A 15,523-nucleotide genomic window follows, 5' to 3' on the forward strand; every position below is an offset into this window, starting at 1 on the left:
CCCAGCGCTCCTGCTCGTGGGACTCCAGCGGCGCGGCCGGGACCTCGGGCGAAGTCAGGCCGGCATCTCGTCGGTCCGCTCCGCGTCGAGCGGCGCGGCCCCCTGAAGCCTGTCGGGCGCTCCTGGACGCCCGCTAGGGTCCAGCCGCTGAACCCTCGTCGCGGAAGTGCGGCTCCGCGATGGACGCTCCCCAGCAGCAGGGGTCCTCTCCCTCCTCGCCAGTGGGCAACGTGGTGTGGAGCGGTGCGTCCGCCTTCACGTCCGCGAAGTAGAAGAGGTTGCGTGGAAGGACGACGAGGGCGCGATCCGCCTTCCGCGAGCGCAGGGTGAGCTGCCCCAGCGCCGGGTCGGCCGCGTCCGCGGGCCCCTTCGGGAAGAAGGTCTCCCGCTTCGGCGGAGCCTGCGGCCCCACGTGGTTGCAGCCGCCATCCTCCGTGGAGACATCCACCTGCCGCACTCGGCAGCCGGGGCCTTCAGCGAAGTGGAACACCGCCCGCACCTTCGTGAAGTAGCAGTCGGGGGTGCCGCAGTCCTCGCTGTGGACGTCCGCCACCGCCGTCAGGCGCACCTTGTTTCCAGGCAGGGTCTCCACCATGCCGCTGCGCGCGTAGCGCTGGAACAAGGGAGCCTGGGCGCAGCTTGCGGGCTTCGCCTCCGCTGCCCGGGGGGCGGTGCCAGACAGGGACAGCAGGAGCGCGAAGAGGGCCGGAGCATGCTTCAGGGACATGGCTGGGTTCATATCAGGCCCCGGCCTCCAGACCCGCGCCGGCTCAGGGCTTGAGGCCGGCGACGCTGTAGTTCACCGGCAGCCACGTGAAGGCCTTGCCCTCTCATGACGCCCGGCCCCGGACCGCCGAGGGCTGAGCGCCAGCCCGAAGACAGGCAACGGCCGCGCGTCCCTTCAGTCGCGGACCACCGCCACGTCATCCAGTTGCAGCCAGGTGTCGCCCGTGTTCGCCCAGGTTCCGGCGTACACCTCCACGCTGTGGTTGGCGCCGGAGTTGAACGTGATGGACTGGAGCGTGTAGCTGCCCAGCGGCTGCGTCAGGTGCACCTCGTTGAGGATGGGGCCTCCGTTGAGCACGCGCGCGCCGAAGTAGCCGTCGTCCTGGTTGGAGGACGTCTTCACCCAGCCGGTCAGCGTGTAGACGGTGTTCGGCGTCACCGCGACCTCCTGCTTGAGCGCGTTCCAGCCGGTGTTGTTGCGCACGAAGCCGTTGTTGGCGCCCGTGCGCGCGAAGCCCAGCCCCCGGTCCACGCCGCCGTTGCCCTGCACGTACCAGGGCGAGGTGGCCGTGGAGGACGGCTGCTGTTCGAAGCCGCCCTGCGCCACCAGGTTCGAGCCCCGGGTGAGGCTCACGTCATCCAGCTGCGCCCAGGTGTCGCCCGCGTCCGCCCACACGCCGCCGTAGACCTCCACGATGGAGTTGGCGCCGGAGTTGAAGGTGACGGTGCGCTCCGCCCAGGACGGCAGCGAGCCGTACTGCGTCTCCCCCAGGATGGGGCCGTTGCCCGCGGCGCGCGCGCCGAAGAAGCCCCGGGTGGTGTTGGACGAGGAGCGCAGCCAGCCCTTGAGCGTGTAGTCCGTGTACGGCTGCACCACGACGCGCTGCTTGAGCGCGTTCCAGCCGCTGGACGCGCGCACGTAGCCGTTGTCCTGGCCGGAGTGCGCGTGGCCCAGCGCCCGGTCGATGCCGCCCGCGCCCGCCAGGTACCAGGGCGCCATCGTGGGCGTCGCGGCTTGGGTCTCGAAGCCCGGCTCGGAGAGCAGGTTGTTGCCGTCCGCGTCGGCCGTGAGCGTCGCGCGCACCAGGAACGTGTTGTAGGGCGTCCACTGCGAGGTGATGAAGTACAGCTCGCTGGCGGTGTTGCCCCACGGGTGGATGAAGCCGTTGTAGAGCCCGGGGAAGGCGGCTCCGGTGGCCAGCAGCTTCTCCCCGCTCCAGGGACCCGTGGGCGTGGCCGCGTCGCGCAGCACCACGGCCTGACGGTGCTCGTTGAGGTACGTCATCAGGAAGCGGCCCAGCCCGGCGTTGTAGGCGACGGACAGCTCCCCCGCGACGCCGATGACCACCGGCCGCGCCGCCGCCTGGGACGCGGACCAGCCGTTGCCGTCCCAGTAGCGATACGCGTTGATGTCCAGCAGCGCGCCCTCCGGCACTCGCGCCAGGTGCACGTTGCCGAAGCGGCCGTTGGGCGTGGCATACAGGTAGACGAAGCCGCCGTTCTTCACGAAGGCGCCCATCTGGAAGGGGTTCGTGAAGGACGCGGTGTTCGCCCAGCGCGCCGTGGGGTGCTTCACCCAGCGCTGCCCGTTGTCATCCGAGTACGCGATGCCCGCGTAGTTCGTCTGCCACTGCCCCGGGTCGCCCCAGTGCTTCACGGACATGTAGTGGATGAAGTGGCGCGACCCCACGGTGACGCCCGCGGTGGGGATGACGGTGATCTCGTCGTTGTCCACCTTCCGGGACGCCAGCACCTCCTTCGCGTGGCGGGTGCCGTCCTGCACCATGGTGGTGAAGGACAGGCCGTTGGACAGCGTGGTGTCCGCCGAGCGCGCCAGCACGTTGCTGCGCCAGCCCCCGCCGCACCCGCCGTTGCCACACCAGCCCGCGCCGAAGGTGTCTCCGAAGAGGACGAACACCTCACCGCCCCCCTTGTCCCAGACGATGCCCAGGTCCGTGCCGTACACCTCGTAGTTCGTGTGCGTCTGATTGGGATTGGGCAGCGCCTCCCCCGCTGGCGTGGCGCCCGTCACCCGCGCCACCTTCGTCACGTTCGTGGGCGTCACCGCCCCGGCCGTGCCCGCGCCGCCCAGCAGACACACTGCCTGCAACGCCACCACCCGCTTCCACGTCGCGCTCCGCATCCTCTGGACTCCTTCCGGCAAGAAGGTTGTATTCACTGCAAAAACCAAAAATCCTGAAAGTATCCCGACGGGTGTGGAAGACTCCAGTGGACGGTGGAGCAGCGCGGGGTCCCCGCCGGTGTAGCCTGGGCCTCTGGAGGAGGATGGGATGCTCGCCTGCGTGGACGTGGACTACCGCCCGGATGTCACCGTGGCCGCGTGCGTCCTCTTCCGCGCCTGGACGGACGCCAGGGAGGCCGGGCACTTGGTGGAGCGCGGCCCCATCGCGGCCCCGTATGAGCCCGGCCAGTTCTACCGCCGCGAGCTGCCGCACCTGCTGCGGGTGCTCGCCGGCGTGCAGGAGCCGCTGGAGGCCATCGTCGTGGACGGCTACGTGTGGCTCGGGGAGGGCGTGCCGGGCCTGGGGGCCCACCTGTACGAAGCGCTCTGCCGCGCGGTGCCCGTCATCGGCGTGGCCAAGACGCCCTATGTCACCACCGGCCCGGCGCTCCCCATCGTGCGCGGCGGGAGCCTGAGGCCCCTGCTCGTCACCGCCGTCGGCATGGAGACCGCGACCGCCGCGGAGCACATCCGGCGGATGCACGGCGCTTCGCGCATGCCCACGCTGCTGAAGCAGGTGGACCGGCTGTGCCGTGAGCCCTGAGGCGGCGGCCACCACCGCGCCCCGTCCCCCGACCCGAGGACGGGGCGCCCGCCGCCCACACGGTTGGCCGCCGACTCCTGCGGGGCGTGCTCGGACAGCATCCGCACTTTGAGCGCGCCGTTGGCGAAGAGCTGGCTGTTCTGCCCCACGCGCTGCTGCTCCAGCCGCCGCTGGAGGTTGACGTCGTAGCGGCCCAGCTTCATCAGCCCATCGTTGAACCAGCCATCCCCCGCCCCCGTGCCGTCCACGCACTCCGCGTACACCCTGGGCGCGGGCCAGCTGACGGCGTCGAGCAACACGACGAACTCGCGGATGTCATCGTCCGTCCACTCCATGCCCGCGTCCTGGGCCTCCAGTTAGCCGCTTTTCAACTCGCTCCGCGCTTAAAGACAGCCCAGCTCCATGGCGCGGAGCACGGCGCGGGTGCGATCCCTCACGCCCAGCTTGGAGAGGATGCTGGAGGTCTGGTTCTTCACCGTCCCCTCCGCCGTCCCCAGCGCGTCGGCGATCTCCCGGTTGCTCATCCCCCGCGCGATGAGGCGCAGCACCTCCACCTCGCGGCGGGTGAGCCCCTCCGGCAGGTCCGCGTGAGGGAAGTCGCGAGGCACCTCCGCCATGCCGCGCGCCACGCGCTCCGCGACGCCGGGAGGCAGCAGCGTCTGCCCGGAGGCGACGCACCGGATGGCCTCCGCCAGCTCCTCCAGGGACACGTCCTTGAGGAGGAAGCCCTGCACGCCCGTGCGCAGGGCCTCGATGAGGGCGGCGTCCTCGTCGAAGGTGGTGAGCAGCACCACGCGCCGGTCCGCGTCCGTGCGGCGCAGCACGCGCAGGGCCTCCAGCCCCGTCATGCGCGGCATGCGCACGTCCATGAGCACCACGTCCGGGTCCAGCTCCGCGACCTTGCGCAGCGCCTCCTCGCCGTCCGAGGCCTCGCCCACCACCCTCAGGTCGGGCGTGAGCTCCAGCAGGCTGCGCAGGCCCTGGCGCACCAGGGCGTGATCATCCGCGAGCACCAGGCGGATCGGGTTCAAGTTCCCCCTCCATGCTCCGGCGTGGCCGGCAGCCAGGCCTCCAGCTCCATCCCCTGCCCCGCCGCCGCGCGCCACTCCACGCGCCCGCCCAGCCGGGTGAAGCGCTCGCGCATGCCGGTGAGCCCCGCGCCGGGCGTCACCCGCGCCGCGCCGCCGCCATCGTCGCGCGCGTGCACCCGCACGCCGCCGTCTTCCGTGGGCGCGATGGCGATCCACAGGTTGCGGGCCCCGGCGTGCCGCAGCGTATTGGTGAGGACCTCCTGCACGCAGCGGAACAGCGAGTGCGCCGCCTCGGAGGACTCCAGCGCCAGCGCCTCCGGGACGTCCAGGTGGACGTCGAGCCCCGGGGCCCCCTCCGCGAGCGCGCGCAGCGACGGCAGGAGCGGCACGGGGGCTTCGCGCAGCTCCGTCACCGTGCGCCGCACCTCGGACAGGAGCGTGCGGGCGGCCTCGCGGGCCCGGCGCAGGTGTTCAGCGGCGGCCGGGTCCTTCGCGGTGTGCGTGGCGGCCTCCAGGTTGAGGCTGAGCGCGGTGAGGTGGTGGCCCACGGAGTCGTGCAGCTCTCGGGCGATGCGCAGCCGCTCGCCCTCACGCTCGCGGTTGGCGAGCAGGACCTGGGTGGCCTGGAGCTCCGCGTGGACGCGGGCCAGCTCGCGGCGAGCCTCTGCTTCGCGGACCATCACCAGCGCGGTGCCGAACGTGAAGCCCTGGAAGCCGGTGTAGATGAGCGTCTGCGCCAGGGCGTGAAGGAGCGGGCGCTGGGCGGCGAACACGGCGAGCAGCCCCACCACCTGGGCCCCCATCCACGCCAGCGCCCGGCGCTGGGGAAGGATCTCGGGAACCTGCCCGGCGGTGATGGCGAGCAGCGCGGCCTCCAGCCCGCTGTCCCCCGCCGCGGTGCAGACGAGCGCCGCGAGCGTCTGCGCGGCGAGCAGCGGCAGCGCTCCCCTGCCCTGCACCCGCGTCTGGAGCCAGAAGGCCGCACCGAAGGCGAGGAGCGCGGCGCACCAGAGCAGCGTGTCCGGCGCCCACCACGGCGCGGGCTCGCGCGCGAGGTCCTCGGCGTGCGCGAAGCCGACCACGGCCCAGGTCAGCATCCCGGCGACGAACAGCAGCTGGTGGGTGGTGGCGGGCTTCGTCACGGCGGACCGCGCGGACATGACGGAAACCCTAGGCCACCCGGGGCACCGGGGCCATGTGCCGGAAGTCACATGCGGCCCGTGTGACTTCCGCCAGATGGAGGCCGCCGCGCCGGCGCGTACCTTGGCCTCCGGACTCGCAGCACGTCGGAGGCACCCGTGTCGCTCTATCTGCTCGCCCACTGGCTCCACATCGCCTCGGGGGTCGTCGCGTTCGTCACGCTCTGGCTGCCCCTGGTGGCGCGCAAGGGAGGCCCCCTGCACCGGCGCGTGGGCTGGACCTACGTGGGCGCGATGATCTCCGCCGCGATCTCCGCGCTAGCCATCTCGGGATGGCGCTTCCTCCTGGCACCGGGGGCGCGGCCCATGGACCTCTTCTTCATCTACATCGCGGTGCTCAGCGCGGCCTCCGCGTCCATGGGGGTGCGCGTGCTGCGGACGAAGACCCGCACCGGGGCGAGCACGCACCCGCTGGACCTGGGCCTGTCCGCGCTGCTGCTGTGCCTGGGGCTCTTCACCCTGGCGTACGGGCTGCGGATGAACGTGCCGCTGCTGTGGGGCTTCGCGCCGGTGGGCCTCCTCTCCGGGACGACCGGGCTGTGGTACTGGCTGCGCCCGCCCCGGGAGCGGATGCACTGGTGGTTCCAGCACATGGGCGCCATGGTGGCCTCGGGCATCGGCACCATCACCGCCGCCCTGGTGGTGAACGCCAAGCACCTCGGCATCGAAGGCCTTCAGCTCGCGCTCTTCCTGGGACCCACGGTGGTGGGGGTGGTGGGGCTGAAGCTCTGGACGCGCGCCTACCGCCAGCGCTTCGCGCGGAAGGCCCCGGCGGGAACGGGCCAGGGGCTCCCGGGGGAGATTCAGCCCGCGCGCGCGCGGTGAACCGCCCTGCAAGCCACGGGAATGTGGCTGCTCCTGACCTGGGGATCCGTGAAGCCTGGGTCAGGGGGACAGGCCTCCCATGATGAAACGGGCCTCCCCCTATGCGACCTGGGCGATGAGCTTCGACCAGCGCTGGCGCATGGCCTCGCGGACCTCATATGCGTCGATGGTCCGCGGGACTCGGGTCTTCGTCGTCGCCATGGCCGCTCCTGTCTGGGTTCGCGCACGCATGGCATCATCGAAGGCCGCAAACCCCAAGCGGAAGAGGTCTCGTGAGCGTCGCCACCGTTGAAGAGGGCCCATTGCGGGGTCCCAGCTTCTTCTTCAGCCGGAGCGCGCTCCGCTCACTCGCGCTGGCGCACCGTGACGCCTACGGAGCCGCGCGGCCGCATCCGCACGTCGTCATCGACGGGTTCCTGGGAGAGCGGTTGGCGAGCGCACTGGCCGGGGTCTTTCCAGGCGCGACCGAGGCCCCGTGGATGCGCCGCGACCATCCGGAGCAGGCGGCGCGCCTGGGACAGCTTCAGCGCAAGGGCTTCGAGGGCGTGCCCGGGGCGCTGCGGCACCTGCTCGCGGAGCTCTCCGGCATGGCGTTCCTCGACTTCCTGGAGACGCTCACCGGCGTGAAGGGACTCATCGCGGATCCGCACTTCCGGGGCGCGGGGCTGCACCTCACGCTGCCCGGTGGCCACCTGGCGCTCCACGCGGACTTCAACCGCGACCGCACCCGCGCCCTCTCGCGCCGGCTCACCGTCCTGTACTACCTGAACCCAGGCTGGGCGCCCGAGTGGGGCGGGGACCTGGAGCTATGGAGCGCCGACCTCTCCCGGTGCGAGGCGCGCATCGCTCCGGTCCTGGACCGCCTGGTCGTGATGGCGCACGGCGACACCCACTGGCACGGCCACCCCACCGCGCTGGCGTGTCCCGAGGGACGAGGCCGGGCCACGGTGGCGGCCTACTTCTACACGGCGGAGGAGTCCCCGGACGCGCCGGAAGCCCACAGCGCCCTCTGGGCTCCGACGCGGTCCTGAAACCCCTGTCACTCAATCGTGGAGTTCGTCACCCGGATGGGCGTGTCCGCGTGGTTCGAGATCTGCGGATAGGTCTCGTACCAGGAGCCCCCCTTGTTGTTCTGGATGACCGAGCGGTCGATGCGGATGTCGCCCGAGTGGTCATTGCTCACGAAGAAGATGGCGCTGCCGTGGGCATTGACCTCGTTGTGCTCGATGCGCGTGCCGCAGAGGGACAGCGTCATCGTGTTGCCATCGTTGTAGATGGCCCCGCCGCTGCCGCCGCCGGGCGTGCCCGGCTGGGCGGGGTTGGCGCCGTTGCCGATGGCCCGGTTGTACGAGAAGAGGCTGTTGATGATGGTCCACGACACGCCGATGCTGCTGATGCCGCCGCCGTTGGAGCAGACCCCGCCGTAACCCTCCTTGCCGCCGAAGGTCGTGTTCACCACGTAGACAGGCTGGTCGTCGTACTGGTCGAACACCCGCAGCGCCCCCCCGCCGACGTCGGGTCCGGCGTCCGCGCACACGTTGTTGAAGAAGCGCGAGTTGATGACCTTCACCCGCCCGCCGCGCACCCAGACCGCCCCGCCGCCGTCGTACTCCGTCTCGCTCTTGGAGCTGGCGTCCACGAAGGTGAGGTTCTGGAGCGTCAGCCGGGGGTGGTCCTGGTCCTGGCAGTGGGAGGTCGTCCACACCTGCGCCTGATCACAGGTGTTCATGTAGAGGATGCGGTGCCTGCCCGCCCCGCTGAGCGTCACCAGCCCCTTGCCGTCGATGACGATCTCCGGCCCCTTGTCATTGAAGATCTTCGCCGTCCTGTCGAGCGTGAGGGTCACCGGCTCCGGCCCGCAGTCGAAGGTGATCACCCCACCCTTCGCCACGGCGCTGACGAAGGCGTCCGACGTGCAGCTGGCCGGCGTCCCCGTCCCCACGACGGTGGTGGGCTTGGAGACGTCCGCGAGCCCCGCCTCGGCGGGCACGCCGCAGGTCGCCTCGGCGTTCGGGTTGCCAGCCGGGGGCCCGTCCTTCGGGTTGGTCAGCGGGTTGGGGACGTCCACGTCGTCGCTCGAGCAGCCCGCGGCGCACACCAGCGCCACCCCCGCGGCGAGCGAGAGCCACGTGGACACAGGGAACCGGCGAAGTCTCTTCGGGTACATGCAGCCTCCAGGAAGACGGCAGTCTAGGGCGGCGGGTACACCCCCGGATGAACAAGAGTGAGCCGCGGCCTCACAGCGCGCACCGCTTGCGGCTGTCGGAGATTGGGGGCACGAGACGCGCCCGTGATCGTCCGCCCCCGCCCTGGCTTCCTCAAACGCCTGTTCGTCGTGCGCGGCACCATCCTGCCGCGCGTCCTGCCCCACGTGTTGGGGGTCGCGGCGCTCGCGACGCTGGTCGTCCTGACGCTCAAGTACACGGCGACGGTCGCGTACCGAGAGCCCGGAAGGAGCCGGGGCCTGACGACGACCCCGGCCCACCCCGCTCACCAGCAGGCGAACTGGAGGTTGTCGTACCGGACGGACGCGGTGGTGAAGACCAGGGTGCGCAGGTCGCCCTGGGCGAAGCCGCTCTCACCGCAGGCGCAGGTCGCCCCGGTTCCGGTGCACGACGTCCAGTTGGTGGTGTCCCCGCTCGAGTCCTTGCGGTACTCGGCGTTGAAGACGGCCTTGTTCTTGTTGGTGAACGCCGCCTTGTAGACGCCGCACTCGCTGTACTTCTGGCACTCCTCGTTGATGGCGAAGTCGAAGGAGTCCGCGAGCGCCGGGACCTGATCCACGTCGTTCTTGAGCGCGATGCCCAGACACAGCGAGTGGGCGGTGGTGGCCAGCCAGCGGTTGTAGTCCAGCTGGTTCGCCGCCGTGAGGCCCCAGCAGGCCTGGTCGGTGCAACTGATTTCATCGTCGTGTGAGTAGCCGTCGACGTTGTCCGGCTCCACCGCGTCGCAGCCCTTGTTCTTCGCCAGTTGCAGGCGCGACGTCATCACCGTCCGCACCGCCGGCTTGCGGTGGTCCAGCCACCACTCACAGCCACCGCCGCTCGTGCACCAGTCGCCCAGGATGTGGATGGACTGCGCGCAGTTCTCCCCGGGGCTGCACCAGGTGTCTTGTGGGAACTGGTTCGCGTCGTCCCGCCAGTCCTCGTAGGTGCCCGCGCTGAAGTAGCAGACCACCTTCTTGCCGGCGGTCTTGTACTCCTGGATCTTCGCGCTCGTCGTATTGAAGAGGTCCACGACGTAGACCTGCGCGTCGAGGTTCGTGGGAATGGACGCGTGCTCCAGGTCCCACATCCAGGTGGTGCCCCTGGGGAAGGTCGCCACCGTGCAGGCGGAAGCCTCGCCACAGACATTCGCGGTGCCGCCACCGCCGCACGTCGCCGGGCCCTGACAGGTGCCGCATGTGGAGGCCGTGCGCGCCTGGCCGCAGTTGTCGGTGCCGCTCACCTGCCCACAGTCCTTGCCCAACCGCGCACAGAAGGCCGCATCCGTCTCCGGCGTGCACGACGTGGCGATGTCCCATGACACCTGGAGGCGCAGGCTGTCGAGCTGCGCCGAGTCCGAGCCCGCCCCCTGGATGATGCGCGCGCGGATGTCGCCGGTGCTCGACACGAAGTTCGAGGCCACCTCGGGGCTCGGGAGGTCGAGCGTCAGGACCGGGGTCCACACCCAGTCGCCGCGCCCCTGCGAGCTGGCGATGGTCACCCAGCTGGCAGTCGAGAACCGGTAGAGCTGCCACTGGTAGTAGGACGCGGCGACCCCGGGCCCCTGGTACTTCGTCAGCAGCTGGAGCTGGGTGACCTGCGCCGGGGTGGGCGCGGCCTGGGTAAGGCTGGAGAGCTTGAAGGTCAGGTAGCCCGTGTAGCTGGGGCTGAACTCGATGTACTGCGCATAGCAGTCCGCGTACGCGCCGACCGTGCAGTTCGCGCTGTTCGTCTTGAGCACGCCCATGCCGCCGCTCTTGCCAGACGCGTCCGTGTTCGCCTGCGTGCTCGCGGAGGCGAAGTCGATGACCTCCGAGCCCGGCAGGGCTTGCTGTTGGGCCTCCGGCTCCGGCGCGTCCTCCGCCTCCATGGACATGCAGCCGGGGAGCAGCAAGGACAGACAGGAGAGCAGCCAGACACTCCATTTCGACATCACGCCTCCAGGGTTGGTGCCCGGCTATCACAAAAGCCCCTCCCATCACTTAGCCATTGCGCCAAGTGTCAAGAGCCGTTGCACGGACTACAGCGCCCACGTGATGCACGAGAACCGCGCGGACCGGAACACGCTCCACGACCTGGGCTTCCACGAAGGCTGGGGCACCGTCACGGCGCAGCTCGCCGCCATCGCCCAACGGCGCGCGTGAGCGGGACGGTGGCGGTCAGCGCCATCGCCTGCCGCCCCTCCGGCCTCCAGGTCTGGGGACGCCGCGCTCCTGGGGCCGGCGCTCGCGCGTGGCCTCGGCGATCTCGTCGGGCATCCATGGCTGGTCGAGCAGGTCCTGGAGCTCCAGGAGCGAGCGGGCCTGGAGCACGCCCCGCCTGCCCCGGGCCACGCTGAAGCGCAGGGGACGGTCCAGCGATGGCAGCTCCTCCTCCACCAGCGTGCGAGCCAGCTTCTCCGGGAGGTGCAGCCGCACCACGCCCCGTGGGGCGCCGTCCGCCAGCTCCTCCACGTCGTATTCGAGCGGCACCGGCTGCTCGCGGACCGCCACCGTGTCCGGGAGCGCCAGGAGGGCCTGACGCGTCGCGGGCGGCACGAGCGCGTCCAGGTCGAGCCGCAGCGGGCGCGCCCGGAAGTCATCGAGCGTGTCCACGCCGTCGAGCTGCGCCTCATAGAGCGCGGTGAGCTCCTGGAAGCCGAGTGGCGCGGTGGTCCCTCCCGAGCGCCGCCACAGCTCGCGCACCTCGGCGATGGCGACCCGGTGACGGTCCACCGCGGGATGCGGCGCGTCGCCCCGCGCCAGCGCCTCGGCGAGCGCGTGCCGGGCCGCCTTGGCGAGCTCCGGGCCCCAGGCGCGCAGCACCTCCACTTCCCGCTCCAGCTCGAAGCCGAAGAAGTCCAGCCGCTTTTCGAGCACGACCGAGCGGAAGCGCGCGTCGTAGGCCGGCGCCACCGCCTGACGGTGGGCATGGCGGCGCAGCAGCGCCTGGGGCAGCTGGGTGCCTTCGATGGCGGCCTGCGAATCACCGTTGCGGTCGGCGAAGTAGCGCAGCGTGCCCACCACCGCGCCCAGGTTGCCGCACACGCTCGTCTTCGACACGCGCGCGGTCTCGCCCCAGGCCGTGCGCTCGTCGATGACCAGGTCGAAGGGCATGAAGCGCGCGAGCAGGTCGCAGAAGCGCTCGTAGACGCGGGGGCTCGCGAAGGGCATGCGCGCGGGCAGCGCCAGTCCCACGCTCCGGTACACGCTCGCCATCGCGAGCGCCGCGTCCTCCAGGGCCTTCACCAGCACGCCGCGCCCCTCCGCCCAGGCCGCGAGCTTCTCCGGGTCGAAGACGTGGCGCGGCAGCCCCTGCACCTCCCCCACCGTGCCCGCTTCACGGAAGGCCTCGGAGTACAGGTTGTACGCGGTCAGGTGGTCACTGCCGGGCACGAGCACCCCTTCCAGGTTCCGCTCCTCGCGCGTCATCCGGTGCAGGGACTCCACGGCGCTGCACACCGCGAGGAAGGGCAACAGCGCGTCCTCCGCGTTGACGATGAGCTCCGCCCACGGACGCTCCACGGGCAGGGCCTCCACCGCGCGGCCGTAGTCGGACAGCCGGCCCTCCGCGTCCACGATGCCGCGCGCCTGCAACCTCGTGAGCGCCCGCCGGTAGGCAGCGCGGTCCAGCGGAACGGGCAGGTCCAGCGCATCCGCCCACACGCCCAGCGCCGCCGCGGTGAGCGCCACCCGCTCCGGCTCGCCCGCGAGCTGGAACTCGGGCTCGGTGGGCCGCAGCGAGGCGAAGTGGATGGGCCGGTCGCTCAGGATGAAGACGCGGCCGCCCTCCACCCGCCCGTGCACGCGCCCCGCCATCTGCAAGAGCTCGTTGTTGCCCAGGTGCACGCGGGTGAGCACGTTGCGGCCGCCCTCCACCACGTTCGTGAAGCGCAGGTCGTCGATGACGACCGTGTCCAGGCCCGGCACGTTGAGCGCGCTCTGCCCCGCCGCCGTCATCGCGAGCACGAAGGGCCGGGGCGCCGTGCCCTCCAGGAAGGGGCGGATGGCGCGCAGCGGTTCACCGCCGTGGTAGTGCGCCGCGTGCACCTCCGGCGAGAGGGCGCGCACGTGGGCCGCCGCCTCCTCCACGCCCGCGCGCGTGGCCAGGAACACGCCCACGCCGCGCCCTCGCCGAGACACGTCCCGCAGGAAGTCCTCGTCGAGGAAGGACAGCGGCTGGCGGCGCTCCACCTCCACCCGGGCCGCCTTGCTCGGGTCGAAGGTAGACACCTGGAGCACGTCCGCGCTGTCCAGGTAGCGCGCGTAGAAGGCAGGGTCCACCGTGGCGGACAGCCAGATGAAGCGGCAGCCCACGCGCTTGCCCAGGGCCAGGCACAGCTCCAGCTCGGCGGAGGTCTGGTGGATCTCATCCACGATGAGCGTGTCCTCACGCCGGATGGCGCCGCCCTGGAACCAGCGCCGCGCGATGCCGGTGGTGACGATGGCCACGTCCGCGAGCTGCGTCTCCGCGGTGGCCTCCCGCTCGCGGTTGACCACCGCCACCCGCAGGGGCCGCCGGCCCACGAGCTCCTCCGCGATGGGCCGGATGGCGAGCGTCTTGCCCGTCCCAGTGCCCGCGACGATGCCGAACCCCTGCCCGCTTCGCGCCAGTGCGCGCAGGCGCTCGCCGTGGTGCTCTTGCAAGTGCGTGCGCAGCTCCAGCCCGAGCGCCAGCTCGATGGTCTCGCACGCGGCACGCGTGGGCGCGATGACCACGACCCGGCCGCGCGGGGAGGGAGCATCAGCGTGGGGTGGCAGGAAGCGGTCGGTGGGCGTGCGCACGAATGCGAGTGATACGCACGAGCGGTGCCCAGAGTAAGCACTTCCCCCGGCCGGGCCCACTTCGGAGCCCGGCCGTTCGGACCGGGGCAGAGCGCGACGCGAACGATGGCCGTCCCAGCAGTGCCCTCCGCGTTCACGCCCTCCGTGTCCAGATAGAGCGTGGGCGGGTTGTCACGCACGAGGCTCACGGGCCCAGGCCTTCCATCCCGCGTCCGTGAAGCCCTGGCTGAAGACGGGGCCGAGGACGGTGTCCTGGAGTGGAAGCCCTTCGGCCTCCTGGGCGGACGTCCGGCCTGCGCCTGGACGTCGCTCACGCCGTGACCCGCGGCTGCTGCCCCGCTGGGAGGGCGGCTACGCGCCGGCCTGACCGCTCCCGTCTTCGTAGTGCCCCGCATACTGCTGCCGGAGCACGAACTTCTGCGCCTTGCCGGTGCTGGTCTGCGGCATGGCCGGGAGCAGGACGATGGCCTTCGGCACCTCGAACCCGCCGAGGTGCTGACGGCAATGGGCGTGGAGCTCCGCCTCCGTCGCGGAGGCACCCGGCTTGAGCACGACGAAGCCCGTCACGGCCTCCGTCCAGCGCGCGTGCGGCAGGCCCACCACCGCGACCTGCAACACCGCGGGGTGACGCAGGAGGACCTCCTCGACCTTGATGGACGGGACGTTCTCTCCGCCCGTCTTGATCATGTCCTTCTTGCGGTCCACGAAGAGGAGCTGGCCGTCGGCGTCGAACATGCCCAGGTCGCCGGTGTGGTGCCAGCCGAAGGCGCTCGCCTTCGCCGTCGCCTCCGGGTCCTTGTAATAGCCGAGCATCACGTTCGGCCCGCGATGGACGATCTCCCCCACCTCGCCACGCCCGAGCAGCCGGCCTTCGTCGTCCATGATGGCCGTCTCGTTCGTCACGACCGAGTCGCCCCAGTACGAGCCGAAGCGCTTGAGCTGCTGCTCCGGCTTGAACATGGTCGTGGCCGGGTACATCTCCGTCTGCCCCGACGCGAGCGCGAAGCCTCCCGGGCAGAAGTGCTCGATGAGCTCCACGAGCATCGTGCGCGCCATGGGCGCCATCACATAGAGGCACAGGCGCAGGCTGGACAGGTTCGTGGTGGGACGCGCCGGGTGCGCCAGCATCGCGCCGTACATCACCGGCAGGCCCAGCAGGAACGTGATGCCCCGCTGCGCGATGGTCGCGAGCATCGCGCCCGGGTCGAACACCCGCCGCACGACGACGGTCGCGCCGGCCAGGAGGAACGTCATCACGATGGCGTGCTGCGCGCAGTGGAACATCGGCAGCACGCAGATGGTGGAGTCCGCGGGGCGCATCCCCAGCTCGAACAGGTTCCCGCTCAGCGCCGCCTGCACCGACGCGTGCGAGTGCATCACGCCCTTCTGCTGGCCGGTGGTGCCGCTGGTGTACATGATCTGCGCGAGCTGACCGCTCGCGATGTCCACCGTCGGCAACGTGCCTTGCTGGCCCTTCAGCGTGTCCAGGAACGCCACCGTGTCGCCCCCCGGCGCCGCCTGCCCCTCCGGCACGCAGACGATGATGCGGGTGCCCAGCGCGTCGAGCATCGGCCGCAGCCCGGGCTTCGCGAGGAGCTCGGCGTCGATGACGGCGTGGGTCGCCTCGGCGTGCTCCAGGATGTACTGGATGCCCTCCACCGACAGGCCGGTGTTGATGGGCACCCAGACGAGCCCCGACTTGTAGATGCCCACGAAGGCGGTGACCATCTGCGCCGAGTTGCCACAGAGCATCGCGACGCGCGCGCCCCGGGGGAGCCCCTGCGCGAGCAGGTAGTGCGCGAATGCGTTCGAGCGCCGGTCGAGCTCCGCATAGGAGAACTCGAGGTCTCCATCGACGAGCGCCGTCCGCTCCGGCCAACGCAACGCCGACCGGTGGACGATGTCTCCCAGTGAGATCCGGCCGATGCGCGGGGACTGCGCCTGCTGCGTCACGGACATCCTGTGCTCCATTCCGCCCATCCGGGCGTC

The 15,523-nt window shown here is 71.1% G+C and carries 12 protein-coding genes and 1 pseudogene; 5 read left to right on the plus strand and 8 right to left on the minus strand.

What is annotated here, in order from left to right:
- Window positions 1-133 precede the first annotated feature (133 nt).
- Both U8525_RS29365 and U8525_RS29370 read right to left on the minus strand, forming a co-directional pair.
- Window positions 134-727: a hypothetical protein gene (locus U8525_RS29365; protein ID WP_374270022.1), complete on the minus strand. Its 594-nt coding sequence runs from the start codon at window positions 725-727 to the stop codon at window positions 134-136.
- Between the two features lie 174 nt (window positions 728-901).
- Window positions 902-2,869, minus strand: a complete 1,968-nt coding sequence (locus tag U8525_RS29370; RefSeq protein ID WP_374270023.1) for a DUF4185 domain-containing protein — start codon at window positions 2,867-2,869, stop codon at window positions 902-904.
- Window positions 2,870-3,017: 148 nt separating this feature from the next.
- On the opposite strand from U8525_RS29370, the gene U8525_RS29375 reads away from it, so the two are divergent.
- Both U8525_RS29375 and U8525_RS29380 read left to right on the plus strand, forming a co-directional pair.
- Entirely contained in the window at window positions 3,018-3,512 is a 495-nt protein-coding gene (locus U8525_RS29375) for an endonuclease V (protein ID WP_374270024.1), read from the plus strand.
- Between the two features lie 213 nt (window positions 3,513-3,725).
- A complete protein-coding gene (locus U8525_RS29380) occupies window positions 3,726-3,872 on the plus strand; it encodes a hypothetical protein (RefSeq protein ID WP_374270025.1) in 147 nt (48 codons plus the stop codon).
- 23 nt (window positions 3,873-3,895) lie between these two features.
- Here the strand turns inward: U8525_RS29380 and U8525_RS29385 are convergent, their stop codons facing one another.
- Together U8525_RS29385 and U8525_RS29390 are read right to left on the minus strand one after the other, a co-directional pair.
- Window positions 3,896-4,543 carry a response regulator gene (locus U8525_RS29385; protein WP_374270026.1) on the minus strand — a complete coding sequence of 216 codons (648 nt, stop codon included), beginning with the start codon at window positions 4,541-4,543 and terminating at the stop codon, window positions 3,896-3,898.
- Window positions 4,540-5,703: a sensor histidine kinase gene (locus U8525_RS29390; protein ID WP_374270027.1), complete on the minus strand. Its 1,164-nt coding sequence runs from the start codon at window positions 5,701-5,703 to the stop codon at window positions 4,540-4,542. Before U8525_RS29390 ends, U8525_RS29385 begins: the two co-directional genes overlap by 4 nt.
- Window positions 5,704-5,841: 138 nt before the next feature.
- Between U8525_RS29390 and U8525_RS29395 the strand changes: the two genes are divergently transcribed.
- Both U8525_RS29395 and U8525_RS29400 read left to right on the plus strand, forming a co-directional pair.
- On the plus strand, window positions 5,842-6,567 hold the full coding sequence (locus U8525_RS29395) for a hypothetical protein (RefSeq protein ID WP_374270028.1): 726 nt from the start codon (window positions 5,842-5,844) through the stop codon (window positions 6,565-6,567).
- Between the two features lie 272 nt (window positions 6,568-6,839).
- Window positions 6,840-7,598: a 2OG-Fe(II) oxygenase gene (locus U8525_RS29400; protein ID WP_374270029.1), complete on the plus strand. Its 759-nt coding sequence runs from the start codon at window positions 6,840-6,842 to the stop codon at window positions 7,596-7,598.
- An 8-nt stretch (window positions 7,599-7,606) separates the two neighbouring features.
- Here the strand turns inward: U8525_RS29400 and U8525_RS29405 are convergent, their stop codons facing one another.
- Entirely contained in the window at window positions 7,607-8,734 is a 1,128-nt protein-coding gene (locus tag U8525_RS29405) for a hypothetical protein (protein ID WP_374270030.1), read from the minus strand.
- 168 nt (window positions 8,735-8,902) lie between these two features.
- On the opposite strand from U8525_RS29405, the pseudogene U8525_RS29410 reads away from it, so the two are divergent.
- Window positions 8,903-9,046, plus strand: a pseudogene (locus tag U8525_RS29410) (hypothetical protein); the annotation flags it as partial.
- Between the two features lie 11 nt (window positions 9,047-9,057).
- Here U8525_RS29410 and U8525_RS29415 read toward each other — a convergent pair.
- From U8525_RS29415 to U8525_RS29425, 3 genes are all read right to left on the minus strand, one after another.
- Window positions 9,058-10,704: an endo alpha-1,4 polygalactosaminidase gene (locus U8525_RS29415; RefSeq protein ID WP_374270031.1), complete on the minus strand. Its 1,647-nt coding sequence runs from the start codon at window positions 10,702-10,704 to the stop codon at window positions 9,058-9,060.
- Window positions 10,705-10,930: 226 nt separating this feature from the next.
- Window positions 10,931-13,534 carry a DEAD/DEAH box helicase gene (locus U8525_RS29420; RefSeq protein ID WP_374270032.1) on the minus strand — a complete coding sequence of 868 codons (2,604 nt, stop codon included), beginning with the start codon at window positions 13,532-13,534 and terminating at the stop codon, window positions 10,931-10,933.
- A 351-nt stretch (window positions 13,535-13,885) separates the two neighbouring features.
- Window positions 13,886-15,493 (minus strand): AMP-binding protein, encoded by a 1,608-nt coding sequence (locus tag U8525_RS29425; RefSeq protein WP_374270033.1) that lies wholly within the window; start codon window positions 15,491-15,493, stop codon window positions 13,886-13,888.
- Between the last annotated feature and the right edge of the window lie 30 nt (window positions 15,494-15,523).

The organism is Corallococcus sp. RDP092CA (assembly GCF_041903675.1).
Taxonomy (GTDB): domain Bacteria; phylum Myxococcota; class Myxococcia; order Myxococcales; family Myxococcaceae; genus Corallococcus.